This is a genomic window from Mesorhizobium sp. P2_A12 (assembly GCF_056405075.1).
Genome location: NZ_JBFUCU010000025.1, coordinates 14787 through 37580 on the forward strand (window position 1 = coordinate 14787; position 22794 = coordinate 37580).

Sequence of the window (22794 nt, forward strand, 5' to 3'; positions counted from 1 at the left end):
CTATTCACTTGGTGCCGGCCACAACGTTGCCTTGGTAATCGAGCGCGATCGGCGTCGACTTCCCGTCCTTGCTCGCTGTTCCGCGCCAGATGCCGTTGTCATCCTTTGTCAGCGCAGAGACGTCGGCATAACCCGCCTTTTCGATCGCGCTCTTGGCCTGGGCTTCGGTAAAGCTGTTGGCGCCGGGAACTGGAGCTGCCGGATTGGTGGCGCCGCTGGTGACAGCCGGTGTGCTACCGTCAGAAGCAGGCGCAGTCGTTGCAACCTTCTGAATCATGTCCTGATGCATCTTGAGTGTCGGCAAAGTTTCGGCCGCAAAGGATTTCAGGGCGGTGTTGTCGCCGTCCTTGGCGTAAGCCCCGAACAGACTGACCGCATCGGCATGGGCTGCCTTCTGCATCTCTGCATAAGGTACGTCTACTGGCGCGGTACCCGACTGTAGCTTGTCGACATCGCTCTTGTGCGCAGCATCGAGGTCGGCAGGCACCTTTAACTTCTGTTCGCCCGCGATGCTCTCAAGCTTCGCATTGGCTGCACCATGATCGGAGATCATCTTCTGGGCGAAGTCCTTGAGGCCCTGGTCCTGCAGCTTGTCTTGAGCAACCTTGCTCGATTGGACTTCGAACATCCCACCCATCGCGGCTTTCGTGACGAAGTTCTGGGCGGTCTCGGCAGCGAGGGCTGGCAAGGCAAATACCATCGACGCTGCTAACGATAGCGACGCGAGGCGGAAACTGTTTCTCATGAATGATATTCCTCAGTTGAGATTGATGAATCCAAACCTGCTCGCGGCGGGTTTGTTCCAGGCGATACGAACGCGCTGCGAAATTAACCAAGCCGCTGTTGGCGTTCACATGCATTGGCGCAGGCGACATGTACTCAGCGAATGAGGGGCCTGAGCAGTCCTCTCACTAGCTGACTTGTGCCCGGGCCGAATCCGTAACGGGGGCTCTCACGGGTTTCGCGGTGTGGATGTTCAAACCGAGCAATGGATCGCGCCGGATCAGAAGGCGCTGACCTGGCACGGCAAGAGTGACATACGCTGCGAGCAGGTGGATGACCCGATCATTGAGGACGACCGCGATGTCATCATCAAGGTTACGGCCTGCGCGATCTGCGGGTAGACCTTCATCTGATGGGTGGATTTGTCCCAGAAATGCACGCCCATGACGTGCTTGGGCACGAGACCATGGGCGAGGTCGACGAGGTCGGCAAGGGTCACTCCAGGTTCAAGATCGGTGAGCGTGTGGTAGTGCCGTTCACCATCTCCTGCGGCGAGTGCGGATGTGCAAGTGGCAGCTGTTTTCGCTCTGCGAGAGGTCGAATCCAGCCGGACGCCAAGCAAGCAGAGCAGATGGGTATCCAACTGCTGGGCTATTCGGCTATTCGCACATGTATGGCGGCTTCGCGGGCGGCCAGGCACGCCACCAAGCGCCAGCATCACAGCAAGCCCGATTGCGATGCACAGGGCCTGCGCGGCCGTGCTCGCCTTGTCGATCGCTGCGTTCGCGTCCGGCTGCAGCGGAAACCAGTCCGCGCTCACCCCTATGGGGCTCCCGCCGCCCATTCCCTGTCGAACACCTTATCGCTAGGCATCGTCGTGCGCGGCTCTCAAGGCGACAGCCCCTGGCCAGGATGGACCCTCGCCGGCCCCTGGTCGAAGAGGATTTTTGCGGGTCCGCGATTTTGTCATCGTTGCAACTGGGCGCCGCACCCTTGGGCTTGTAGGCGCCGATCGTCTGAACATAGCCCGCGAGCTGCCATATCTGCTCGGTCGCCATCCGGTCGCGAAACGCGGGCATGCCATGCGGCCGGCCGTCGCGGACGGGCGCAACGATGGAAGCGATCTCGGGTGCGTAGAGCCACCAGCCGTCCAGGAAGGACGGGCCCGCGCCGCCGCGACCATCACTATGGCAAGTTGGGCAGCCGAACCAGGCATAAAGACCTTGCCCTGACCCAGATTGTAGGCGTCCGTTTCATATGCCTTGCCCAACGCAAAATAACTCTCGGGCGGCGTTCCGCTGATGCCGTTTGGCATCAGCCGAAATCCATCAAGATCAGACGCGACAGGCGGATCCAGCCGAAGCTCTCGCGACTTGCCAAGCCATCCCAAGGCAGCACTGGCAATGCCGAGCGCTATCGCCGCAGCCGCAAAGGCGCCATTAGAGTAGCTCATCTCCCTCTTCATCATTCGCCTACAAGGGACTCAACCATCCTGGGACAGGGTTGATCGGCTCAAACGCACCGGCAAAAGTTTATACGAAGGGGTCTTGGACTTTGGATCGTGATGCGCCAAGGGAAACAGCGGATTTGTCTCAGGATAGTAAGCCGCACAACAGCCCTTGGGAATGTTGTACCGGACGATCCTGAGGCCACCGACGCTGCGAAGGCTGTTGTCGTCGATTGCTGTCGTCATGTCGACGATGTCACCATCGACAAAGCCCAGGCGAGCGATATCTTGTGCATTCATGAATACAATCCGGCGCGTGCCCTCAACGCCACGGAAGCGGTCGCTGTAGCCGTAGATGGTGGTGTTGAACTGGTCGTTGGAGCGCAGCGAGGCGAGATGCAAAACACCTGCTCTGTCGGCGGTTGAAAAGTCAGGGAAAAGCTTGTCCGGCGTGATAAAGTTCGCCTTCCCCGTTTTCGTCACCCATTTGCGCTCGCGCGCCGGCAGCGGTCTCGCGAATCCGCCGGGCTTGAAAAGCCGTCCGTTGAAATCCTTGAAAGTCTCGGGGTAAGTCCGCTCAATAGCATTGCGGATCTCGGCGTAGTCGCCAACCCAGGCGTCCCATGGAACCTTGTTTTGCCCAAGCGTAGCCTTGGCAATGCCGGCAATAATGGCCGGTTCGGAGAGAAGTTCAGAGCTCGCCGGTTTGGTCTTGCCCCGCGAGCCATGGAAATGGGCGATCGAGCTTTCCATGGACACCGCCTGCGGCCCACTCGCCTGCTGGTCGAGTTCGATGCGGCCAAGGCACGGCAGCAGATATGCGACCTCTCCATGCAGGACATGGCTGCGGTTGAGTTTGGTGGCTATCTGAACGCTCAAACGAAGTTTGCGCCATCCCTCTTCCATGGCGGCGGTGTCTGGCACCGCTCTGAGGAAATTGCCGCCAAGGCTGATAAAAGCACGAGACTGACCCGTCACAATCGCTTCGCACGTTTCCACCGTCGAGCGACCGGTCCATTGCGGCGGTTCAAAGTCATAGAGCTCGGAAAGTTTGTCGAGGGGGGCCAGGCCTGGCTTCTCCGTAATCCCGACGGTGCGCTGGCCCTGCACGTTGGAGTGACCGCGAACGGCACAAATATTCGCCCCTGGCTTGCCGATGTTGCCGCGCAGCAGCGCGAGGTTGCAGACCATGTGAACGTTCTCGACGCCCATGAGCTGTTGCGTCAGACCCATGCCGTAGACCATCATGACTGCGTTTGAGTTGGCGTATGTGGCGGCGGCCTTATTCATTTCGGCGCGTGTCAGCCCCGATACGCGCTCAAGCTCGTCCCATTGGTGGGCGCGCGCAGCTGCTGCGAATTCCTCGAAGCCGGTCGTGTGTTCCTTGATGAAATCGTGATCGAGAACGTGCTTCTTGGCAGCGGATGCCATCGATACCGCAAAGGCAATCATGGCTGCGTTGTCCGGGTCTTTTGGCGTCGCATCGCGTCCGGCGACAGGGGTTTGACCGGAGGCTTTCATAGCGTCGTCTGCTTCGATGAGCGCCTTGCAGACGCCGAACAACGCTGCGATATCGCCGCCGTTGTTGACCTGATAATAGTCCGACGAAATCGGTGTCTCTTTCCCGGTCAGCATCTGGACGGGTGATTGCGGATTGACGAAGCGCTCCAGCCCGCGCTCTCGCAGCAGGTTGAAAGTAACGATCTTCACGCCTCGGTTGACTGCGTCCTGCAGATCATGAAGCAGGCGTGGCGAGGATGTCCCGACATTCTGGGCAATATAGAATATACAGTCCGTGTTCTCGAAATCGGACAAAATGGCGGTGCCGACCGATGCGCCGATGCTCTCGGGAAGCGCAACGGAGGAGCTTTCATGGCACATGTTCGAGCTGTCGGGCATGTTGTTGGAGCCGTACATCCGCGCGAACAGCTGGTACATGTAGCTCGCCTCGAGTGACGCCCGCCCGGATGTGTAAAGATCGGTCTGATGCGGGTCCAGAGCGCGCAACTCCCTGCCGATCTCTTCGAATGCAGCGGGCCATTCGACCGGCACATATTTGTCGCTGGCAGCGTCCCAGCGCATCGGGTGCGTCAGCCGACCCTCCTCTTCGAGATCGTGATCCGACCATCGCTCGAGTTCGCTCAGCGTGTGCTTGTCGAAGAAAGCCGGGCCTGCACGTCGCGACGTGGTTTCCCAGGCTGTCGCCTTGGCACCGTTTTCACAGAATTCGAGCGGATGCGGCTGCGCTGGCTTTGCCCAGGCGCAGCTCACGCACATATATCCTTCAGGCTTGTTCTGGGTCGAAAGCAACCGGCTCCCTTTCAAGGGAACATGTTCTTTTAGGAGAACATCAGCCACGGATTTCGCTGAGCCCCACCCACCGGCGGGCCCTTTATATGGCTTGATAATGGCTTTTCTCGTTTTCGACGTCATTTCCCGCCTCGTTTGCCACAGCGAGATTTCCGTCGATCTCGCTCTCATTTGCCGTGGAGGTCCAAGCAACGCTACCTTGGCCACGACGTCTTCCCTTCGCCGCCCACGGGATGACTTGCTGGCTGCGACATGCTCGACAATGCGAAAGGCACGCCAATCAACGTTTCCCGGCAATATGAAACTTGGGATCTGCCTGACGGTTCCACGCATGGACTGACTCGTTGTCCTCAACTTTTGCCACCGATTTCTGACGTCAGAGAAGCGTGGCGTCGGCCGCTTCGGGATTGCATGGCGGCTCTGGAACCTCGTCTCGTGTGGAAAGTTGTCCACCGTCCTCGAAGGAGATTCCCATGGCGCGTCCAGCTAGCAGACCCGTTGTCCCGCCCACCATCGGACGTATGTGATGGAGGAAAATCGATGAACTTCGCCAACCTACAGCTGGAGGGGCTGCTGATGGCGGTCGCAGCGGTCAACAACGCCCTGGTACGGAAACTCTCGATCGATGATATCGATAGGGCCTTGAAAACCGCGGAAGCCTCGTTCACCGGCGACGAGCGCCTGTTCGAGGACATGTCACCGGCAAACCGCGATGCCGTCTGCTTCCCTTTGCGACTTCTGCAACTCGCGAACACGAACCAGTTCGAGGCCGGCGTGCCGCCGTTTTCAGAGTTGGCCAAGTAGGTCGGGCTTTACCAAACAGCCTTACAATGACCAGATGTGAAGGGAGCATAGGTATGGAGGTTCTGGAAATCGTCGTTGCCAACAACGTTGTGGAATTCCGCGGCGAGGGTGGTGACAACATACTGGTTACCGTCGCGCAACCGGCGGTCTTATCCCCTGAAGAGCTGATCGAAAAATCCAAGATCATGCTTTTGCATGCCGCCAAATTTGGTGTCGACGAAGAGAATTCTGGCGAACAGCGGATAGCCGATGCGGGGGATGAGTATCGGCTTGAGTATCATGACAATGGGGAGATCCGTGACGTGGGTGGCTTGGTCTTTCCCGATCTGGACGCGGTGCGCGACGAATGCAGGCGCTCGGCGGAGGATTTGTGGAAAGACGCCCTGTCTCGGGGTGAAGCACCGGTGGGCTGGGCCGTCAGGGCGCGTGACCGTCGCGGTGACATCGTCGCCTCAGTCGATTTTTCCGACTTGCAACGCGCCGCCGCCGAGTTGGATCAACGACCTCAGTCCGAAATTTGAGCCCGTAATTCTCAAGCGTTTCAAAGGAGAGCACTATGCCGCGTAAGCCAGCAGCCGAAGCCAGCGCATCGTCCGCCACCGTCCACGACTTGACCTTGGTCAGAGGCCAGGGAGGAGAATTGCATCAAGTTGCGGAGGGCGACACTGACGTCCTGACAACAGCCCAGGGCGGGCCGGTCTCAGATGACCAGAACACGCTCAAGATCGGCGCACGTGGTCCCACGCTGATCGAGGATTTTCATTTCCGCGAGAAGATTTTCCATTTCGACCATGAGCGCATTCCTGAGAGGGTAGTGCATGCACGTGGCTATGGCGCCCACGGCTTTTTCGAAACCTACGAGTCGCTCGCAAAATATACGCGCGCCGACATCTTCCAGCGAGCTGGAGAAAAAACGCCGGCATTCGTGCGGTTCTCGACGGTGGCCGGCAGCAAGGGGTCGTTCGACCTTGCCCGCGACGTCCGCGGATTTGCCGTGAAGCTTTATACCAAAGAGGGCAACTGGGATATCGTGGGAAACAATATCCCGGTGTTCTTCATTCAGGACGCGATCAAGTTTCCCGATGTAATCCATTCGGTCAAGCCGGAGCCTGACCGTGACTTCCCGCAAGCGCAGTCGGCGCACGACACGTTCTGGGACTTTATCAGCCTGACGCCGGAATCGATGCACATGATCATGTGGGTGATGTCGGATCGCGCCATCCCGCGCTCTTTCCGCTTCATGCAAGGGTTCGGCGTGCACACCTTCCGCCTCGTCAATGCGGCCGATGAATCGACGTTCGTGAAATTTATCTGGAAGCCCAAGCTTGGCATGCAATCAGTCGTGTGGAACGAAGCGGTCAAGATCAACGGCGCCGATCCCGACTTTCATCGGAGGGACCTCTGGAATGCCATCCAATCCGGCGATTTCCCCGAATGGGAGTTATGCCTGCAATTGTTCGACCAGGAGTTTGCCGACAATTTTGACTTCGACATCCTTGATCCGACCAAGATCATTCCGGAGGAGATCTTGCCGCCAATACCTGTCGGCCGTCTTGTTCTCGACCGGATGCCGGAGAATTTCTTTGCCGAGACCGAACAGGTCGCGTTCATGACCCAGAATGTTCCGCCTGGCATCGACTTCAGCAACGATCCGCTGCTGCAGGGCCGCAACTTCTCCTACCTCGACACGCAGCTGAAACGCCTGGGCGGCCCCAATTTCACGCATCTGCCGATCAACGCGCCGAAATGCCCATTCCATCATTTCCAGCAGGACGGCCATATGGCGATGCGCAATCCGGTTGGACGGGCCAACTACCAGCCGAATTCATTCGGCGTCGGCCCGCGCGAATCCCCTGAGCGTGGGTTCCGGTCCTTCGCTGACGGGGAGGAGGGCCAAAAGGTCCAGCTGCGGCCCGAAAGTTTCGCCGATCACTACAGCCAGGCTGCCCAGTTCTTCAACAGCCAGACCCCACCCGAGCAACGCCACATCGCTCAGGCCTTGACCTTTGAACTGAGCAAGGTTGAGACCCCAGCCATCCGCGAGCGGATGATCGCGCACTTGCTGAACATCGATGAGGGGCTTGCTGTCACGGTCTCCGACAAGCTCGGCATCACCGAGATGCCGAAGCCGGCCGACGCAGGTGTATCGCCGCGCACGGATCTCGAGCCCTCGCCAGCGCTGAGCATCATTGCCAATGGTCCGGAGAGCTTTGCTGGCCGCAAGGTTGGCGTCCTGATTGGCACCGGCACGGACGCCGGTCTCTTCAAAGCCTTACAGGCTGCCATTGAGAATGAAGGGGCCGCCATGGAAGTAATCGCGGCAAAGGTCGGCGGCGCGGTGGCCAGCGATGGCACCAAGATTGTGGCCAAGCATATGATCGATGGCGGCCCATCGGTATTGTTTGACGCGGTCGCCATCCTGCTCACCGAAGAGAGTGCCAATCCGCTGGCCGGCGAAGCAGCGGCTCGTGATTTCGTGGCGGATGCGTTTTCTCATTGCAAGTTCATCGGCTTCACACCCGGCGCCGTGCCGCTTCTGGCCAAAGCGGGCGTCGAGCCCGGGGCTGACGAGGGAATGCTGCCGCTAGCTGACAAGGCGAGTGCCACGGATTTCATTGAAAGTTGCAGGGGTCTGCGGCTGTGGGCACGGGAGGCCGCAGTCAAGCTGTGAGGCCGCGTCTTCAGGCTTGCAAAAGAGGGGCCCGCAAAGTGGGTCCTTCATTTTGCTGAATTTCTGACAGAGCACAGCCCCGAATGGTGTGCACATCGTGTCGGCGCTGACCGACGCAGCTTTTGCCGCTACGACTGCTCGCTAATGTGAACGGTTGCTACGTTTCGCTGGTGACGTTAGGCACTTCGACGACGATTCTCACGCCGCGATCTAACCATTCGCGCTCGGTAGATCCTTGAAGCTGCCGCCGTATCGTAGCTTCGGCGATCACAGTGCCAAAGCCTGCCTTTCGGATGCCCGCAGGCGGCGGGCCTCCCGTTTCTTCCCAAACGAGCGCAAGCCCTTTGGTTTGCGGGATTTCGTTCCAACTGATTGCGACCTGGCCAGTGTCCTGCGAGAGTGAGCCATGCGACGCCGCGTTTACGGCGAGCTCATGAATGAACAACGCAAGCGGTTGGACCGCATGAGCTGCAAGCATGATCTCCGGGCCGCTCAAAACTGCCCGTGTCGCCCCGTAAGGCTCTATCTGAGTCCGAATGGCCGCCCGTAGCGGAATCTGATGCCAGCCGCGCCGGGAAAGCAGAGTATGGGCTCGGGCCAGAGATTGCACACGCTGCTGTACGGAGGCCGCATACAAGGCAGCGTCGTCCGATCGAGTAAGCCGAACGATGCTGTCGACAAGCGCAAGCACATTGTTGGCGCGATGGTCCACCTCTAGCAGAAGCCGGTGCTCGGAGTCTTCGAGAGACTGGATCCTGCGATAGTCTGTGCGGTCGATTTGAGAGCCGAAGTGATATACAACACGGCCGCTGTCATCGTGAATTGGGCTGAAGTGAAGCTGGTTCCAGAAGGGCGATCCATCCTTGCGGTAGTTGAGGAGTTCGACACTGGCCTCGCGCTCCTCTCTTATCGCGGCTCGTATTTCGGAAACGGCGATTTTGGATGTTGCCGGACCCTGCAGGAACCGGCAGTTTTTGCCGAGAACCTCTCCTGCATCGTATCCTGTTAATTTCAGGAAAGCTTCGTTTGCCAACACTATAGGGTAATCCTGCTGTGTGGCATCGGTCACCACCATCGGCATGCGTGTCCGCTGAAACGCTGTGGCCGCCAACTCTTTGCGGTCTGGCAGCGCATCCGCCGTCACTGCGGCCGGCTGATCACGTGAATATGGGACAGGTCTTTTTCGTCCATTAAGGCTTCCTTGGTGCCGACTAAGACCTTGAACGTGAGAGGCGTTAAAGCGTTGCCGATCGTTGGCGAATTCGCTGCTGATGCCAATCTGGTCGCGACAATCGTTGACGAAGTTGACGCCTTCTGCCCGAGCGGTGGAACAAGGATCGGGTCCGCAGATTGACAGCGATTGAAGGTCGGGCGGTTCCCTCCAAGGGCGCCGGTCACGGTTGATCTGGGTGGAGGATCAAGATGTCACACGAGGTAGAGGAGCGCCGCCTCAAAATGCTTATCGAGCAGTACGTCGAGGTGCGGAAGAAGCGGCACGATGTTGTGTCCGTGAGTCAGGCAGCAGCGGCTGTCCTGACTGTCATGAAAGCCTGTCCGGTTTCTAGAAGCGAGCTCGACGACATGATCGCCGCAAGCGCCGTGGCTCATGGCCTGAGTGTTGCGTTCGATGTGCAGCAATCCCCGTCGCAATTTGCGATCTCGCGCTGACATGGCCGCTGACCTACGCTGCGCGAGGAACCCATTGGCCGCAACGCAGTGCACATCTGCGTCGACATGCAGGCGATGTTCCGCGACCCGTCCCAATGGTCGTTGCCATGGATGGACCGTGTGCTTCCCAGGATCGTAGATCTTTGCAGCACACAGCCGTCGAGATTGGTCTTCACGCGGTTTATACCGGCCAGGCGGCCCGGCGCCGGGCAGGGGACTTGGAAACGCTACTATGAACGATGGGCAGACATGACGCTTGAGCGCCTTGGCCCGGGAAAGGTGGACTTGTTCCGGAACTTCGAGCGTTTACGCCGCCGGCGCCAGTTGTAGACAAGCCGGTGTATTCGCCTTGGCTTGGCTCAAGCCTTCGCACTCTACTGGCGCAGCGGCGCTGCGACACAGTTATCGTCACCGGCGGCGAAACAGATATGTGCGTGCTTTCAACGGTGTTGGGCGCGGCAGACTATGGCTTGCGTACCATCGTGGTCCAGGATGCGGTCTGCAGCGCCTCGGATGAGGCCCATGATGCCATGATCGGGCTGTTCAGCAATCGCTACGGCCAGCATATCGAGACCGCGACCACTGAGCAGCTTGTAAACTGTTGGATTGGTGGGTGACCGACCCTAACGGTAAGGGCCACGACGATGTCGCCGTGGCCCTTTTTTAAGTGCGTGGGATCAAGCCGCTTTTTGCTGCTCGGCCGCCCTGTCATTCACACCTGACTCACCGAGGGAGGTGAGGGCTTCGTCGGTGGCCTTCTCCTCTTCGAGTGTGGCGTTGAGGAGTTCGACGATGTCATCCTTGCCCAGCGATGTCGCCCAGGCGATCAGCGTGCCATAGCGCGCGATCTCATAGTGTTCGACGGCCTGCGCGGCGGCGACAAGGCCCGCGTCGATCGAGGTCGAACCCTTGTATTCCTCCAAGATCTCGGATCCTTCCTCGATGATGCCGTCGATGGCGGGGCAGGTTTTGCCGCGCGCAGCAATGCCAAGGATATCAAACACCTGCTCGAGTCGCTCAACCTGGTCCTCGGTCTCGACAAGATGTTTCTCGAAGGCGGCGGACACTTGGGCGTCCTCCGCGCCCTTGGCCATCTTCGGCAGGGCTTTGAGAATTTTCTTTTCGGCGTAGTAGATGTCCTTAAGCCCGTCGAGGAACAGATCCTCGAGGCTCTTGGTGCCGGCACTGGCTTTCTTCGTGGCTGCCATCTGACAATCTCCTTTGGTTGAAACAACCCCTTCGGGTGCTAATCCAACTCCAATCTTCAAGGCAGGTTCCTGCCAAAGTTAGGTGTGACTGATTTTTCTTTAGGTCTCGAAAAGCTGTCCAAATGCGACGGGAAAGATGAGCGAGCTTTGGCGCGCGACGCGCCTGAACAAGATGCCTTGCGGCCAGCACCATAGGTGTCCCTGGTGGTCGAGGCGAGCTGGTCAATGCTACGATCGTTGATGGGTTGTCGAAATCGGATCTCTTGGCTAGGGCGATTTGGGCACGACGTGGAACAATCGCAATGGCAGACCGTTCCCAAGCGAATTTCCTAGGTTAGGGATTCCTCTTGTTGCAGCGATCAAATGAAACCCACAAAGAGCGCCCGCAAACGGCTGGCGGTTCCAGCGGGAGTGGGGCTTTACGGGGCGCGGGAAAGCATCCAGACGACAATGCCGACCCGTGTCGTTTGGTTGTTGTCTCGAATAGGCTGGGGAATATTCGCGATCTGTCGCAAGCCGGAGGCCTCGCTATAGGCGTCGCGGATGCGTTGGCCGAGCGTGGAGGTCTCTGGCTGGGAGCAAGCGCGGAGCATCGAGATACCGCTCCGGGCGACGAACCCGTCATTCACCTTGAACGCCTGGGAAGGATCGAGACAGCCGCGCTCAGCCTGCCGCGCGAGGCGTACTCCCTCTACTATAACGGCTACGCCAACAGTACCCTGTGGCCGCTTTTCCATTACCGGCTCGACTTGGTGGATCATCGCAGCGAGTTTCTTCACGCCTACAGGCAGATCAATGCGCGGTTCGCCGAGGCGCTTGCACGATTGCTGACGGGCAAAGACGACCTGGTCTGGATCCACGACTATCATCTTATCCCGCTTGCCGCCGAGCTGCGGCGGCTCGGATTCGGAAATCGGATCGGCTTTTTCCTTCACATCCCGTTCCCGCCACCTGACCTGTTGGTCGCCACATCCGACCATGAAGAACTCATCGATGACCTGCTTCAGTACGATGTGGTGGGTTTCCAGACCGAGACTGACGTGACGAATTTCCGGCGCTCCGTGCGGGCGACAAATTCGATCACCTTCGACGACAATGGCGCGGCGGAGGCCAATGGCCGGACCGTTGTGTCCCGGAGCTTTCCGATAGGCATCGATGTCGGCGCGTTCGCACGCATGGCTAACGAGGCGTCGCAGGATGTGCAGATTGATTCCATGCGTCGCCAGATTCTGGGTCTTAAACAGATCATCAGCGTCGACCGGCTGGATTACTCCAAAGGATTGCCCGGCCGCATGCAAGCCTTCGCGCGGCTTCTGGAAAGACATCCCGAACATCAGCGGGCGGCTACTTATTTGCAGATTGCGTCGCCCACGCGAGAAGAGGTCGGTGCTTACGCTGAAATAAGGGCACAGCTCGAGGCGACAGCGGGCTCTGTGAACGGTAAATACGCGGATTTGGCTTGGACACCGATCCGCTACATACACCGAGCCGTGCCACGCTCGCGGCTGGCTGGCCTGTTACGCGCCAGCCAGGTCGGGCTGGTGACGCCCTTGCGTGATGGAATGAACCTCGTCGCAAAGGAATTCATAGCCGCCCAAGACCCGGCCGATCCCGGAGTGCTTGTATTGTCTCGTTTTGCGGGCGCGGCTGAAGAGCTTGTGGAAGCCCTGATCGTAAATCCCTATTCGATCGACGACGTTGCTGACGCTATCGCCAAAGCGCTCGCGATGCCACTTGAGGAAAGGATTGAGAGGCACGGTGCACTGCTCACGCGCATCAGCCGCAATGATGCAGCAGAATGGCGCCGATCATTTCTCGCTGCTCTCATGGACGAGAGCTAGCGCCCGTAGCCCACCTACTGTCTCCGGCAGGATGGGCACTGGCAGCATGGGTCTGACAACCGGGCACGCGCAGCAGAGATCACCTCTGAAAGGCCGGGGCAAGGCGTGTAAACGATTGGGGAGGGAACATCAGTCCGAGTCCTAAGTTCAGGATCGAAGCATCCACAAAGGACACATGGTCATGATATATTGCTAGAGTTGATCGAGGAGGTGGGCTGCACTGCTCCCGGGTTTTGCACCCGCGCACGCGATGCCTGAAAAGGCCCCCGACTTTCCTAACGACCTCGAGCCAGTGATACGGGCAGGACCATCCGAGCCCGGAGCCCAAGACAAACTTGAGACCGAGACGATGACAAAGTATGAGCCCTGGCGGAGCTTATTGGAAACGCTGGACACGCCAGAGATTGTCATCACTTTCGAGCAGTTGGATAAAACCGTGCCCTTACCCAAGGCGGCCCATATGGATCCGCAATGGTGGGCAAACGGCCGGACTGGCGAGCGAACGGTCCAAGCCGAAGCCTGGCACCAGGCTGGGTTCGATGTTCAAGCCGATTTCAGTCCAAAGTCGCTACATTCAGGAAAATGAAACTCAAGTAATGCGCCCGCCCGCGATTGCTGAAACGTTGCGAAGGGCTGGGGCGGTGACCTACCGCTTATCGCCCTGGCTGGTGACTGAAAAGCGCAGCACAGATAGGCGTTTTCCTGTGCTCACTAACTTGACCTGTTTCAGGTTCAAGCGCCGCCGTTGGAGACACACGAGTTTTGAACAGCTGACGACGATCACATCGCTCCTGAACTGGTTGAAGGAACCTTATTCTTCCGGCGTGTTTCGCGATCGGACATACCGAAAGAAGCCCACCTCATGGCACCGAAATCATCTCGCGATATACTTGGGCCATGGCCTCGCAAGGACACCGATAGGGATACCCGGGAGGCCATGATCAAAACGCCTGACAAAACGAACGACTGGGATCGCGACCATGTGCATGGTGATGGCGACACCATGGGATTGAGCCTGAGCAGAGGATTGATTCGAAATAGCAATCGCCATCAGCAGGATTTTCGCCTTGTCTAGGATGTCGCACTCAGCCGCTTGGCAGCCAAATACATCAAACGCTGAAGCGACGCGCGTTCGGTTCCAACCCACTTGCTCTACTCGGTTGACTAGATCGTCAACATGGGGCGCCAAGGCGTCCTGGCAGTCCAGCGTCGTAACAGGTAGCGTTTAATCGCGTTTACCTCCCGGACCGGCTGTGTAATTGGCGTTTCCTTTGTCATGAATGGGCTCGTGGAAAGCTGGGAATGTTGGCTTCGGGGACGTACGGCATCCTCGTAGGTGTCCTGGAATTTCGAGGGATCGAAAGTGGTCCACCTTCTTGTCGATGAGCATGCCGGCGATCTCTAGCAGTTCAGGACCCGTATTTTGCCTTCGTCAAACCATCGAAGACACTCTCCATCTCGTTGTGGTTTCGCAGCTCGGTCATCACCATGCCCTTTGCCATAGGGCTGGATCACAACTTCCCGGCCGCGCTAATAGAGCACGATACAGGACCGGGCTGCGACGCCCTTGTTCTTCATCGCATCGCGGATCACGCCGTAGGCCTCAACAGCCACGCGGTCGGTTGGAATCAGGTAATAGGTTTTTTCGAGATAGCGGGTGTCGATCTCGTTGATGCTCAAACTCACCGACCCAGCGTGTGATCCGAGGTGAGCTTTAGCGCCTTGATGTCGTCGGGTTCGATCTGGACATCCTTTTCGATTTCGAAACCCTTGAGCTGGTCGTCCGTTCGACCGGCTTGCCTGTCTTCTCGTCGGCATAGATGCTTTTGACCGGCAGACCGTCCTTGCGGTTCAAATATCTTGAAGTGGATCTTCGAGGCTTCGCTGGTAGCGCCGACAATCTTCACCCCGCGAGTTACCGATCCAACTTTCAGAAAGCCCTTCCAGGCAGCACGTGGCGCAACCATCAAAATCGTTCCTCAGGGCAGCTCTGGCTGGCTGGTTCCACAATGTCGTCCGGAGGCTGATCGTCTACGATTGCTGCGGTGATTGCAGCCATTATTCCGATAAGGTGCATAAGCAGCCATTTTATCGCGGCAAGGATCAACTTTTTCCTCTGATGCACGTTGTGCCGAGCAACCGAGGAGACAGCCATGCCCACTGGAACAAATACCGACACCTCCAAAACCGTCCAAAGGCAGCTGCGAATCCAGCGCAAAGTGGATGCGGACGATCGGGCCAAAACGAAATTGAAACCGGCCGGCGCGATGCAGGCCGGTGCGCGAGAATATCCGGCGCCGCCGTTTCCGAAGCAGCATCATCCAAAACCAGGCCAAGAAGCAGAGATCAAACCGGCTCCCCTCTACGATGCACCGTTTTGGCGCGGCTCCGGCAAGCTGGAGAACAAGGTTGCCTTGGTCACCGGCGGCGATTCCGGCATCGGTCGCGCGGTCGCGGTACTGTTCGCGCGCGAGGGTGCAGATGTGGCAATTGTCTATTTATCGGAGGACGGCGACGCCGACTTGACCAAGCAGACGGTGGAAAGTGAAGGCCGTCGCTGCATTACACTCCGCGGCGATGTCGCGGACCTCGCTTTTTGCCGCAAGGCCGTGGCCAATACGGTCAAGCAACTGGGAGGCCTCGACGTCCTCGTCAACAATGCAGCGTTCCAAGTGCATTCGACGGATTTTGCCGACCTGACCGAGGAGCATTTCGACACCACAATGAAAACCAACCTCTACGGCTATTTCCATATGGCCAAGGAGGCGGTGGCGCATATGAAGCGCGGTTCAGCCATCGTCAACACCGGCTCCACAACGGGAATCAACGGCTCGAAGGAGCTGATCGACTACTCCATGACAAAGGGCGGGATACACGCCTTCACAAGAGCGCTGTCAGGCAACCTCATAGAGAAGGGCATTCGCGTCAACGCGGTCGCGCCAGGTCCAGTGTGGACGCCACTCAATCCGTCGGAAAAGCAGGCCATCGATGTCTCGAAATTCGGCGCCGATACGCCGATGAAACGCCCGGCCCAGCCAGAGGAGATCGCACCGGCCTATGTGTTTCTGGCCTCACCGCAATGCTCAAGTTACATCACCGGAGAGATTCTGCCCATCATTGGTGGCTACTGAGGAACGGCGCGCCGTTCGTCTGCCTACAGCTGGAGGACCTTTAAGGCGAAGATCGCTGCCCTTTCCGAAAAGGCCAGCGCGAGGATTCCAGTTCGAACGACCGCCTCTCCTCGCGACCGTCCTCGACCAAGCGAACGAACCATTCGCCGATGGCTTCGACGACTTCGACCACAGTTTCAAGCCGAACGTCGGTACGAATTCGTACGAACGACCGGGCGGCTGCCAAAACGCCGTAGCGGCGGTAGGATTCGAGGCTGTGGTCGAGACGGTCATGCCACGCGGCGATACTTATGACGGTCCCGTATAAATTCCCTGAAGAAGCGGCCTTTCGAGAAGGCTTTCCTGAAAGCGGCATAGGTTTCGGGGGCAACGTCCTCATAGTCATAGCGTGTGCCGCTTGGCACGAACCAAACCGAAAGGATTCCGGTTGCGGGGTCGTACTTAACATTGCGGATCACGGTCGAAGGCATCTTGGTGTCCAATCGGTCACCCGATAAACCCCGCAACGATCGTCGAGTTCCGCTAACCGCTTTTCCTCCCAACCGCCGCTACCCGAACCGTTTCGGAACTCGGGCCGTCGCCGCACTTGACCTGCTGCTTACATATTGCCTAGCGATCTTACCTTGACAATCTAGCTACGATGTCGCCGCTCAAATCGAAAACAATCAGTCTTCCCCTCGCGCTCCAGCACGATCTCTTCGGTGCCAATAACGCTCTGCCAGAAGGCTTCGCCTAACAGCCCGAATTGATCACTTCGTCAGAAGAGACTTGTCAGGCATCTCGAAGGCCTGCCTTTCCAACCTTTTTGATTTCCATGGCCATCTGGCAAACCGGCTAGTCGTCGGTTTTGGCCTGCGCTACGACTATGACAGACGTGAAGTCGTCGAGGCACCTCCAATCCCTGATTTTCTGCAGCCCCTGCGCGAAAAGGTCGCTGCCTTTGCGAGCCAGCCTCCCGAAGCCTTTGCGCAGGTGCTGATCAATGAGTATCGGCCGGGCGCTGGTATCGGCTGGCATCGTGACAAATCTCATTTTGAAGATGTAGCAGGTGTTTCACTGCTGGCGCCCTGCAGCTTTCGACTCCGGCGAAAGGCCGGAAGCGGATGGGACCGCCAAACGATCGTCGTCAAGCCAAGATCAGCCTATCTCATGACCGGTCCTTCGCGCACGGAGTGGGAGCACAGCATCCCGCCCCTTGCCGAGCAACGCTATTCGATCACCTTGCGAACACTTCGCTCTAAAAAGGCATGACTACGCTCCGCTAACATCAGACACCAGGTCTCCCACTGCTAATGCCATCACGAGTTCTTGAACTCGGACCCTCCGGAAACCTCTCAACCTCATGTTGGTTTGGAGTGCATCCAGCTTGCAGCGGTGGAGAGTCGATGGTCAGTTCGCAAACAATGTTGGTGCTGGCCAAGCCCCCGCTTCATCAGACGCCGATGGCGATCGCCAATGCTTGTTTCATCGGCACGCTGCTCACCGACGTCACCTACTGGCGAACGGCGGAAATAATGTGGGCCGACTTTTCGGCCTGGCTACTTTTCGCCGGCTGGGTCGTCGGCGCTTTTGCAGTGATTGCCGCGCTTATGGATCTGTTTACCAGACGACTTTCCCGTGCTGGCAGGCCTGTGTGGCCGTATCTTCTGGACAGCCTTGTCGTGCTTGTGTTGTCGTTTTTATGCGCGGGTGCATAGCCGGGACGCTTGGACTTCGGTCGTGCCGGGGCCTCGCCGATCCGTTGTGGCCGTAATCGTCCTGCTTCTCGCAAGCCTGACAGGATGGAGATCCAGCCGTGCTCGAGTGGAGGTGGTCGAATGATTGCCCGGCTGTTTTTCAACAGGTGTATCCGGCGGGCGGCAGGCCTCGGTCTTTTGCGCGGATCGCTTGTCGCGCTGCCCGCATGCAGCGACGACGAGCCGGATCCTGGCGACCAGGTCGGAGCGAACCCGACATTGCCGGAGCCGGCCCAGTATTTGGTTCCATCGATGCATGTTGCGTCAGTCGTCGGCTGGAAACAGGATGAGACGCCTAGGCGAATCTTCCGGCTTGGTCGTTGTCGCTTTTCTTAGTATCGGCACCACGCAATTTGCCTTCTGGACATTGACCTATCCGATCAATCAGGCGACCCGAAATTGGACCGTTCTGCCCGAAAACTGGGAGCTGCTCCGGCGCCAGTTAGGAATATTCGCACGCCATCGCCGCCTCACTCAATGCCTTGGCGTTGCTGATGCCTTTCGTAGGCACTCCGCCGCAGGGTAATGGTGTTCGCTTTTTGTCGGCATGAACCCGGGTGATGGAGAAGGGGCCAGATCGATCTGCAGTCCGCCAGTGCCTCGGCGAACTCTATCTCAGAAAGCAATGCTAGCGGCGCGGACGGCGTTTCGGGATCTGCACGACATTCTCCGACCCAGGCAGATCAAAGGCCATGGCCAGCTGACGTACAGAGGCCATCTCCACGATGAGTTCCTCGATCGAAAGGTCCGGCAAACCGGTCTTGACCCTTCTTTCTCACCTTGGAAGCAAGCTCATGAACCCGGACCGGGACGAAAAGCGGGCTGTCGTCCAGCAGCCTGCTGATTTCGATCACGACATCGGCGTCGATGTCTTTTGGGCATTCCCTCATGGGCGTGACCTTGGTCCCGAAGCAGGTGCAATGTGGATGATCAGGCGTTGCGGACCAGGCGACGGGAACGGGCCGGGTCCAGCTAGATAGGTAGAATTTCATAAATCTGCTGGTGTCGAGGTGTCACGAGGAAAGTCGGCACAAAAACAACCATCAGCGCAGTTCGCCACTCCATATGCCCGGGCAGCATGTCCCGGCGGTCGTTCACCCCTTTAAATCCCCCGAGCGTCACCCCGCTTCCTCGTACAAGCCGGAACCTGATGGATCGACGCGCATTTCCTCTCCATGCGTGGCGGACCGAACCGCCGTCGAGCAGATCAATCGGTAAACAAGGAGACTTCGATGCAACGTTCGAGTGCAATTCCGGAACATCGTCCTGGTGGACTCGCCATAGAACCGTTTGCTGGCACGGTGACGGTACGATTTTCAGATGCCATAGTTGCTGCCACCGAACGGGCAAAGGTGTTGCGGGAAGACGGGCAGGAGCCGGTATTCTATGTCCCTTTCGAGGACATCTATTTCGATCTTTTCGAGAAGACCAACACAATTAGACAGAGCCCGCTCAAAGGTACCGCGAGTTACTGGCGCGTCCACGCCGTCGGCAGTTCTTCAGACGACTTCATGTGGGCATATGAAACACCGGATTCCGCCGCTCGGGCGATCGCGCGTCACGGCACTTTCGATCCGGAAAAGGCGCGTATCGATGTCGAACCTGCCGAGGACAAGCGGCATACCCCACACGTCATTGAATAGTTAGCTCTGGCAAGGCAGCGACAGCGCGATGAGCGTTTTCTACCGGGTGCCAAGATTGCGGAGGAAGTTCACGCAGCACAACGCGATAAGACCGGACGGCCTTACATCGAGCATTGCCGCCGCATCGTCGACGCTGTCGAGACACTCGACCTCGAGCGCGACCGGTCCAAGCTCGCCTACCAGTTCGGGGACCAGCTCGGCCATGTCACGGCCAACAGTTGGCAACCGGATGCCAACCCCATCAGTGGTTCCCTAAGCTAGCCCGCTGCCTCACGGCGGCGGGCTTTTTGCTTTAACGGAACGCCCGCGGTCACGGTCCTGCAGCGCAGGTTTGTACAATTTCGTACCGTCAGATATTTCAGGAAACTCGGTCGGCTTTTTTACGTTATCGATCGCCAGCATAGTCCCCTCGCTGGTCTCTAAGAGGCCCGTCACCTCTCCCGGAGGTGGCGGGCTTTTTTACCTGTTGAACGGAACGGCCTGTTGTTCGGTTTTGCTGCATCTTGAATGAGCTACAGTCGTGTGAAATCGGCAAGCCCCAGGCGAATTCGCTGACCTTCCGCATAGGCTAGGGCGTAAGCTTCCAGCTCGAATGATCGGGTTAGCTCTTGTTCGTCTTCGACCACGCGGACGAACCACTCGCCCATCGCTTCGGTCACTTCAACTAGTTTCGGGCTGGCGCCTTCCGCCGTCCTATCCATCGCTGGTCCTGCGGCTTCTGGGGGGAAATTGGCTGTTGAGAATGTGATTTCGACAGCCCGCCGCCACATGGGCGACGGGCTTCAGCCGTAAAGTCAGTCGTAGACCTTGACGATCTTGCGAGTGCCAGCATCGACTAGAACCGTCCGCTTGTCGATCACGACATAGCGGTATTTAACGTTGGGAACTTCGTGAAGCTCGACGGTATCTGGCAGCGATGAGCCGATATTGAGTTCTACGCCGGGAACCTTCACCGACGCCAGGGGCTGCTTCTTCACATATTCACGGATGACCGTATCCTGCTCAGGCGCGATGATGACGTCCTCGGCAGCGGCCACGCCGATACCTGCAAGGAGCAGAAACGCCGCAGCGGCGCCGGTAAGGTGCATTCTCATGTTTTCCTCCTATGAGATCGACGCAGAACTCCGCGCCAGCAACCAAACTTCGAGCAGGTGCAGACGTTCCCCCGGCAGGGCTTCGGTCCAGGACATCGGACCAAAGTCTAATCGAAAACCGCATTGCGCGACGTTTTCTGAGCATCAAGGCAGCGGCGAAGGATGATCTGGAGATCCGCCCGCGACATGTCCGCGATGGTAACCGCTGTTCTCAGGCCACGGCCTTAAGTGGGTGAACTGGCCCCCGTTTCGACCGGACAGTTGGCATAACGCGGGAGGCTTGAGGCTATCCTCAAGCACAGACTAAGGCTGACGATTATCGACGGATCGAACTGATCACCGGTGAGGCCGCCGACGCTGGTCGACCGAACAGAAGCTTCAGATCATCGAGGAGAGCTTTCTCCCGGGCGAGACGGTTTCGTCTGTTGCCCGACGACGTGGCGTCGCGCCAAACCTGCTCTATCGTTGGCGCCGTTGACGATGACCGCTCCGAGTTTTCCTTTGAGCTGTTGTCCGTCGCGCCACAGGCAAGCCGGCCTTCGCGCTGATGGCTGATCGTGTGACGGGGCGATATGTCGGTTCGGCCTTCATCAACTCGCGCGGCGCCATCCGAGACCGGCTGTGGAAGCGTGTCCAGGAACACGCCGGGCCGCCGCCGGAGGGCATGAAGCGGCTGGCGACGCAATGGGTTAAGCCGGGCATTATCGGTCGCGTGAAGCACCTACGCGGCGAGGCGCCTCGCTGCAGGATTTCTGGGATGAATGAACAGAGTCGGCTAACCGCCAGCCGCTGGCGTTAAATCCAAATAGAGCGCCTCTCGCAGATTTAGGTACCCGGGATCGAAGTCTGCCGCCTCGCTTAACCCGTCCCAGTTCAGAATGAGCAACCGTCCGTCTTTGTGCTCTACAAAGCGGTCAGCGCGCAGCTTCTTCAAAATACGATTTACGTGAACAACGCTCGCCCCGATAGTCTCGCCGAGCTGAACTTGAGGGATAACCATTGTCTCTTACCAGTCCCATAACCTCCATGCGCGCATAAAGCTCACAGGCGAGGTGGGCGAACCTGCCTAACGCGTCATGCCCCCCCAACACCTTGACCCACGCGCGCGCAACGGCTGCATCAACTAAACTTTCACGCCAAAACAGATTTCCCAGGCGAGGTGATTTGCGGAGAACCTCGAGGATGCCGCGGTGCGCAATGAGGGCAACCTTGCTTCGACCGATCGACGCGAGTGTGTGATCCATGGTTCGAAGGTGCAGGCCTTGCAGATCAGGTATATCGCCGGGGACGTGAATTGAGAGTGTTTGCACAGTGCCGTTGCTCAAAGTGCTGTATCGCCGCAGGAGCCCTTCAACCACCAAGCAGCAGTGGCTTGGTTCGTTCCCTTCCAGCGCAATCTGCTCACCGGGCCTCAACGCCTTACCTATAAGCGGCATAGCTTCGACGCTCTCGCGTTCATCTGATGAAAGTCGACCGAGGCTTTCGAGCTTCCGGATTAGCGGCGTTGTCAAACTGGACATGGCTGATCTTTAGCACGTTCCATGATCAGACAACTGACGTTCGCGCTCCATCCCGTTCAAACGTTAATCCAGACACCTCACGCGAGCGCCGCCGAGCTCGACAAATACTCCGTCAGGCTTGGCTGACCGATCGTCACCGCCGATCGGATTAGTTGCGTGGTTGCTATTTCAGATGCCCCAAGAAGCCCCGACTGCACCGGCCATTACTCTACGGACGGGTAGCGCCTAGCGCCCAATGATCCGGCAGATAATGCTTTCGTCCGGCTCTTCATGGCCGGTGAGCGCGAGTATCAAGTCCTTCGCGTGCTGGACCCATTGCCGCTCGACAATCATCCCTTCTGCGACCGACGCCTTGAAGGCGTTGCGGATGATCTCGAAATCATGGGCCGAAATGAATGTGGGTGGGTGTGTCTCGTCGTCCATCGCATAGGTTCCCGCAGGGGCGGGAGTACGATGTACACTCTCAATCGCCAGCGCCCGTTCAGTGGCCAGCGACAAAGCCACAATGCGCCTTATCCGGCATGTTAGCGAGTCATTCCGCAGGGGAACCAGTAACAGTAAGTTGCGTTGGGTCGTCTAAGGGATTGTTCCGATGACTGACGAACAGGACAAGACACCCGGCAAGCCTGACGATCTTGTAATCCAGCGCTTGGTGAATGAAGCCGGTATCACCGAAGAGCAAGCTCGGCAGCTTATCGCCATTCATGGCGCACACAGTTGGTCATCGCTCTTGCGAGAGGCCCGCATTATGGCCGCCCAACAAGGCTAGACCTACTTCCGCACAATCCATTCCAGCAACTGGGGATCAATGTCATCAGTGCCGGTATAGTCGGCGATCAAACGCGCGGCCTTGGCCCGCCATTGGTCTTCAGGAATGTTCGCTTTGATGACGTATCTTATGAAGGCACTGCGAATGATATCGCAGTCGAAAGACAATACCTGATCACCTGGCTTATCCATGGTGCCACCTCCCATCCAAGGGCTGGAAACAGATTGGT

Annotated in this window: 27 protein-coding genes and 4 pseudogenes; 15 read left to right on the top strand and 16 right to left on the bottom strand. The window is 58.2% G+C overall.

Translation table 11 applies throughout. The features are described from left to right. Positions 1 to 4: 4 nt before the first annotated feature. On the bottom strand, positions 5 to 745 hold the full coding sequence (locus tag AC1DZU_RS31285) for a DUF4142 domain-containing protein (protein ID WP_477290741.1): 741 nt from the start codon (positions 743 to 745) through the stop codon (positions 5 to 7). 247 nt (positions 746 to 992) lie between these two features. Here AC1DZU_RS31285 and AC1DZU_RS31290 point away from each other — a divergent pair. Further along, positions 993 to 1428: pseudogene (locus AC1DZU_RS31290) on the top strand (alcohol dehydrogenase catalytic domain-containing protein); the annotation flags it as partial. Between the two features lie 183 nt (positions 1429 to 1611). Here the strand turns inward: AC1DZU_RS31290 and AC1DZU_RS31295 are convergent. After that, positions 1612 to 2176: pseudogene (locus tag AC1DZU_RS31295) on the bottom strand (c-type cytochrome). A gap of 30 nt (positions 2177 to 2206) precedes the next feature. After that, positions 2207 to 4603 carry an FdhF/YdeP family oxidoreductase gene (locus tag AC1DZU_RS31300; protein ID WP_477290742.1) on the bottom strand — a complete coding sequence of 799 codons (2397 nt, stop codon included), beginning with the start codon at positions 4601 to 4603 and terminating at the stop codon, positions 2207 to 2209. A gap of 417 nt (positions 4604 to 5020) precedes the next feature. Between AC1DZU_RS31300 and AC1DZU_RS31305 the strand changes: the two are divergent. The 3 genes and pseudogenes from AC1DZU_RS31305 (at position 5021) to katE (ending at position 7955) form a co-directional block, all read left to right on the top strand. Beyond that, a pseudogene (locus AC1DZU_RS31305) lies at positions 5021 to 5324 on the top strand (hypothetical protein). Between the two features lie 13 nt (positions 5325 to 5337). Beyond that, a complete protein-coding gene (locus AC1DZU_RS31310; protein WP_477290743.1) occupies positions 5338 to 5805 on the top strand; it encodes a DUF6894 family protein in 468 nt (155 codons plus the stop codon). Between the two features lie 35 nt (positions 5806 to 5840). Then, a complete protein-coding gene (katE, locus tag AC1DZU_RS31315; RefSeq protein WP_477290745.1) occupies positions 5841 to 7955 on the top strand; it encodes a catalase in 2115 nt (704 codons plus the stop codon). 157 nt (positions 7956 to 8112) lie between these two features. Here katE and lov read toward each other — a convergent pair whose 3' ends face one another. Further along, positions 8113 to 9228 carry a blue-light-activated histidine kinase gene (lov, locus tag AC1DZU_RS31320; protein ID WP_477290819.1) on the bottom strand — a complete coding sequence of 372 codons (1116 nt, stop codon included), beginning with the start codon at positions 9226 to 9228 and terminating at the stop codon, positions 8113 to 8115. A 149-nt stretch (positions 9229 to 9377) separates the two neighbouring features. Between lov and AC1DZU_RS31325 the strand changes: the two genes are divergently transcribed. Both AC1DZU_RS31325 and AC1DZU_RS31330 read left to right on the top strand, forming a co-directional pair. Next, positions 9378 to 9623, top strand: a complete 246-nt coding sequence (locus AC1DZU_RS31325; RefSeq protein WP_477290747.1) for a hypothetical protein — start codon at positions 9378 to 9380, stop codon at positions 9621 to 9623. A gap of 338 nt (positions 9624 to 9961) precedes the next feature. Further along, the gene (locus tag AC1DZU_RS31330) at positions 9962 to 10240 is read left to right on the top strand and encodes a cysteine hydrolase family protein (protein WP_477290749.1); all 279 of its coding nucleotides are present in this window, start codon (positions 9962 to 9964) and stop codon (positions 10238 to 10240) included. Positions 10241 to 10300: 60 nt separating this feature from the next. On the opposite strand, the gene AC1DZU_RS31335 is transcribed toward AC1DZU_RS31330, so the two are convergent. Beyond that, positions 10301 to 10831, bottom strand: coding sequence for a YciE/YciF ferroxidase family protein (locus AC1DZU_RS31335; RefSeq protein ID WP_477290751.1), 531 nt, complete (start codon positions 10829 to 10831; stop codon positions 10301 to 10303). Between the two features lie 350 nt (positions 10832 to 11181). Here AC1DZU_RS31335 and AC1DZU_RS31340 point away from each other — a divergent pair, with 350 nt between their 5' ends. The 3 genes from AC1DZU_RS31340 to AC1DZU_RS31350 all read left to right on the top strand — a co-directional run bounded on the left by AC1DZU_RS31340 (position 11182) and on the right by AC1DZU_RS31350 (position 13747). Then, positions 11182 to 12672, top strand: coding sequence for an alpha,alpha-trehalose-phosphate synthase (UDP-forming) (locus AC1DZU_RS31340; RefSeq protein WP_477290753.1), 1491 nt, complete (start codon positions 11182 to 11184; stop codon positions 12670 to 12672). 349 nt (positions 12673 to 13021) lie between these two features. Continuing rightward, positions 13022 to 13258, top strand: a complete 237-nt coding sequence (locus AC1DZU_RS31345) for a DUF7662 domain-containing protein (protein ID WP_477290755.1) — start codon at positions 13022 to 13024, stop codon at positions 13256 to 13258. Between the two features lie 351 nt (positions 13259 to 13609). Next, positions 13610 to 13747: a hypothetical protein gene (locus AC1DZU_RS31350; protein ID WP_477290757.1), complete on the top strand. Its 138-nt coding sequence runs from the start codon at positions 13610 to 13612 to the stop codon at positions 13745 to 13747. Positions 13748 to 14202: 455 nt separating this feature from the next. Here AC1DZU_RS31350 and AC1DZU_RS31355 read toward each other — a convergent pair whose 3' ends face one another. Together AC1DZU_RS31355 and AC1DZU_RS31360 are read right to left on the bottom strand one after the other, a co-directional pair. Further along, positions 14203 to 14352 (bottom strand): Ku protein, encoded by a 150-nt coding sequence (locus AC1DZU_RS31355; RefSeq protein ID WP_477290759.1) that lies wholly within the window; start codon positions 14350 to 14352, stop codon positions 14203 to 14205. A gap of 2 nt (positions 14353 to 14354) precedes the next feature. After that, entirely contained in the window at positions 14355 to 14639 is a 285-nt protein-coding gene (locus AC1DZU_RS31360) for a Ku protein (protein WP_477290761.1), read from the bottom strand. 186 nt (positions 14640 to 14825) lie between these two features. Here AC1DZU_RS31360 and AC1DZU_RS31365 point away from each other — a divergent pair, with 186 nt between their 5' ends. After that, on the top strand, positions 14826 to 15803 hold the full coding sequence (locus AC1DZU_RS31365; protein WP_477290763.1) for an SDR family oxidoreductase: 978 nt from the start codon (positions 14826 to 14828) through the stop codon (positions 15801 to 15803). Between the two features lie 269 nt (positions 15804 to 16072). On the opposite strand, the gene AC1DZU_RS31370 is transcribed toward AC1DZU_RS31365, so the two are convergent. Then, entirely contained in the window at positions 16073 to 16285 is a 213-nt protein-coding gene (locus tag AC1DZU_RS31370) for a KTSC domain-containing protein (RefSeq protein ID WP_477290765.1), read from the bottom strand. A gap of 286 nt (positions 16286 to 16571) precedes the next feature. Here AC1DZU_RS31370 and AC1DZU_RS31375 point away from each other — a divergent pair, with 286 nt between their 5' ends. The 3 genes from AC1DZU_RS31375 (at position 16572) to AC1DZU_RS31385 (ending at position 19182) form a co-directional block, all read left to right on the top strand. After that, positions 16572 to 17054: an alpha-ketoglutarate-dependent dioxygenase AlkB gene (locus AC1DZU_RS31375; protein WP_477290767.1), complete on the top strand. Its 483-nt coding sequence runs from the start codon at positions 16572 to 16574 to the stop codon at positions 17052 to 17054. 134 nt (positions 17055 to 17188) lie between these two features. Then, positions 17189 to 17500 (top strand): DUF2231 domain-containing protein, encoded by a 312-nt coding sequence (locus AC1DZU_RS31380; RefSeq protein ID WP_477290769.1) that lies wholly within the window; start codon positions 17189 to 17191, stop codon positions 17498 to 17500. A 1271-nt stretch (positions 17501 to 18771) separates the two neighbouring features. Continuing rightward, entirely contained in the window at positions 18772 to 19182 is a 411-nt protein-coding gene (locus tag AC1DZU_RS31385; protein WP_477290771.1) for a DUF427 domain-containing protein, read from the top strand. A gap of 39 nt (positions 19183 to 19221) precedes the next feature. On the opposite strand, the gene AC1DZU_RS31390 is transcribed toward AC1DZU_RS31385, so the two are convergent. The 4 genes from AC1DZU_RS31390 to AC1DZU_RS31405 form a co-directional block, all read right to left on the bottom strand. Beyond that, a complete protein-coding gene (locus tag AC1DZU_RS31390) occupies positions 19222 to 19386 on the bottom strand; it encodes a hypothetical protein (RefSeq protein ID WP_477290773.1) in 165 nt (54 codons plus the stop codon). A gap of 66 nt (positions 19387 to 19452) precedes the next feature. Next, positions 19453 to 19584 (bottom strand): hypothetical protein, encoded by a 132-nt coding sequence (locus tag AC1DZU_RS31395; RefSeq protein ID WP_477290775.1) that lies wholly within the window; start codon positions 19582 to 19584, stop codon positions 19453 to 19455. A 110-nt stretch (positions 19585 to 19694) separates the two neighbouring features. Beyond that, a complete protein-coding gene (locus AC1DZU_RS31400; RefSeq protein ID WP_477290777.1) occupies positions 19695 to 19883 on the bottom strand; it encodes a hypothetical protein in 189 nt (62 codons plus the stop codon). A gap of 93 nt (positions 19884 to 19976) precedes the next feature. Next, positions 19977 to 20276 carry a DUF1236 domain-containing protein gene (locus AC1DZU_RS31405; RefSeq protein WP_477290779.1) on the bottom strand — a complete coding sequence of 100 codons (300 nt, stop codon included), beginning with the start codon at positions 20274 to 20276 and terminating at the stop codon, positions 19977 to 19979. Positions 20277 to 20622: 346 nt separating this feature from the next. On the opposite strand from AC1DZU_RS31405, the pseudogene AC1DZU_RS31410 reads away from it, so the two are divergent. Further along, a pseudogene (locus AC1DZU_RS31410) lies at positions 20623 to 20751 on the top strand (transposase); the annotation flags it as partial. Between the two features lie 300 nt (positions 20752 to 21051). Here AC1DZU_RS31410 and AC1DZU_RS31415 read toward each other — a convergent pair. The 3 genes from AC1DZU_RS31415 to AC1DZU_RS31425 form a co-directional block, all read right to left on the bottom strand. Next, positions 21052 to 21276 carry a helix-turn-helix domain-containing protein gene (locus AC1DZU_RS31415; RefSeq protein WP_477290781.1) on the bottom strand — a complete coding sequence of 75 codons (225 nt, stop codon included), beginning with the start codon at positions 21274 to 21276 and terminating at the stop codon, positions 21052 to 21054. Then, positions 21191 to 21796, bottom strand: a complete 606-nt coding sequence (locus tag AC1DZU_RS31420; RefSeq protein ID WP_477290783.1) for a Crp/Fnr family transcriptional regulator — start codon at positions 21794 to 21796, stop codon at positions 21191 to 21193. The genes AC1DZU_RS31415 and AC1DZU_RS31420 overlap by 86 nt, the downstream gene beginning before the upstream one ends. Positions 21797 to 22021: 225 nt before the next feature. Continuing rightward, a complete protein-coding gene (locus tag AC1DZU_RS31425) occupies positions 22022 to 22219 on the bottom strand; it encodes a hypothetical protein (RefSeq protein ID WP_477290785.1) in 198 nt (65 codons plus the stop codon). A gap of 169 nt (positions 22220 to 22388) precedes the next feature. Between AC1DZU_RS31425 and AC1DZU_RS31430 the strand changes: the two genes are divergently transcribed. Continuing rightward, positions 22389 to 22565: a hypothetical protein gene (locus AC1DZU_RS31430; RefSeq protein ID WP_477290787.1), complete on the top strand. Its 177-nt coding sequence runs from the start codon at positions 22389 to 22391 to the stop codon at positions 22563 to 22565. A 2-nt stretch (positions 22566 to 22567) separates the two neighbouring features. On the opposite strand, the gene AC1DZU_RS31435 is transcribed toward AC1DZU_RS31430, so the two are convergent. Beyond that, entirely contained in the window at positions 22568 to 22756 is a 189-nt protein-coding gene (locus tag AC1DZU_RS31435) for a hypothetical protein (protein WP_477290789.1), read from the bottom strand. Between the last annotated feature and the right edge of the window lie 38 nt (positions 22757 to 22794).

Bases quoted from the DNA above. Each gene is read 5' to 3' on its own strand.
- katE (WP_477290745.1), top strand. From the start codon at position 5,841: ATGCCGCGTAAGCCAGCAGCCGAAGCCAGCGCATCGTCCGCCACCGTC.
- AC1DZU_RS31350 (WP_477290757.1), top strand. From the start codon at position 13,610: ATGATCAAAACGCCTGACAAAACGAACGACTGGGATCGCGACCATGTG.
- AC1DZU_RS31300 (WP_477290742.1), bottom strand. From the start codon at position 4,603: ATGACGTCGAAAACGAGAAAAGCCATTATCAAGCCATATAAAGGGCCC.
- AC1DZU_RS31400 (WP_477290777.1), bottom strand. From the start codon at position 19,883: ATGGATAGGACGGCGGAAGGCGCCAGCCCGAAACTAGTTGAAGTGACC.
- AC1DZU_RS31420 (WP_477290783.1), bottom strand. From the start codon at position 21,796: ATGTCCAGTTTGACAACGCCGCTAATCCGGAAGCTCGAAAGCCTCGGT.
- AC1DZU_RS31405 (WP_477290779.1), bottom strand. From the start codon at position 20,276: ATGAGAATGCACCTTACCGGCGCCGCTGCGGCGTTTCTGCTCCTTGCA.
- AC1DZU_RS31325 (WP_477290747.1), top strand. From the start codon at position 9,378: ATGTCACACGAGGTAGAGGAGCGCCGCCTCAAAATGCTTATCGAGCAG.
- AC1DZU_RS31430 (WP_477290787.1), top strand. From the start codon at position 22,389: ATGACTGACGAACAGGACAAGACACCCGGCAAGCCTGACGATCTTGTA.
- AC1DZU_RS31360 (WP_477290761.1), bottom strand. From the start codon at position 14,639: ATGGTTGCGCCACGTGCTGCCTGGAAGGGCTTTCTGAAAGTTGGATCG.
- AC1DZU_RS31380 (WP_477290769.1), top strand. From the start codon at position 17,189: ATGGTCAGTTCGCAAACAATGTTGGTGCTGGCCAAGCCCCCGCTTCAT.
- AC1DZU_RS31390 (WP_477290773.1), bottom strand. From the start codon at position 19,386: ATGGCCGAGCTGGTCCCCGAACTGGTAGGCGAGCTTGGACCGGTCGCG.
- AC1DZU_RS31285 (WP_477290741.1), bottom strand. From the start codon at position 745: ATGAGAAACAGTTTCCGCCTCGCGTCGCTATCGTTAGCAGCGTCGATG.
- AC1DZU_RS31310 (WP_477290743.1), top strand. From the start codon at position 5,338: ATGGAGGTTCTGGAAATCGTCGTTGCCAACAACGTTGTGGAATTCCGC.
- AC1DZU_RS31395 (WP_477290775.1), bottom strand. From the start codon at position 19,584: ATGCTGGCGATCGATAACGTAAAAAAGCCGACCGAGTTTCCTGAAATA.
- AC1DZU_RS31385 (WP_477290771.1), top strand. From the start codon at position 18,772: ATGCAACGTTCGAGTGCAATTCCGGAACATCGTCCTGGTGGACTCGCC.
- AC1DZU_RS31335 (WP_477290751.1), bottom strand. From the start codon at position 10,831: ATGGCAGCCACGAAGAAAGCCAGTGCCGGCACCAAGAGCCTCGAGGAT.
- AC1DZU_RS31365 (WP_477290763.1), top strand. From the start codon at position 14,826: ATGCCCACTGGAACAAATACCGACACCTCCAAAACCGTCCAAAGGCAG.
- AC1DZU_RS31435 (WP_477290789.1), bottom strand. From the start codon at position 22,756: ATGGATAAGCCAGGTGATCAGGTATTGTCTTTCGACTGCGATATCATT.
- AC1DZU_RS31345 (WP_477290755.1), top strand. From the start codon at position 13,022: ATGACAAAGTATGAGCCCTGGCGGAGCTTATTGGAAACGCTGGACACG.
- AC1DZU_RS31415 (WP_477290781.1), bottom strand. From the start codon at position 21,276: ATGGTTATCCCTCAAGTTCAGCTCGGCGAGACTATCGGGGCGAGCGTT.
- AC1DZU_RS31425 (WP_477290785.1), bottom strand. From the start codon at position 22,219: ATGGACGACGAGACACACCCACCCACATTCATTTCGGCCCATGATTTC.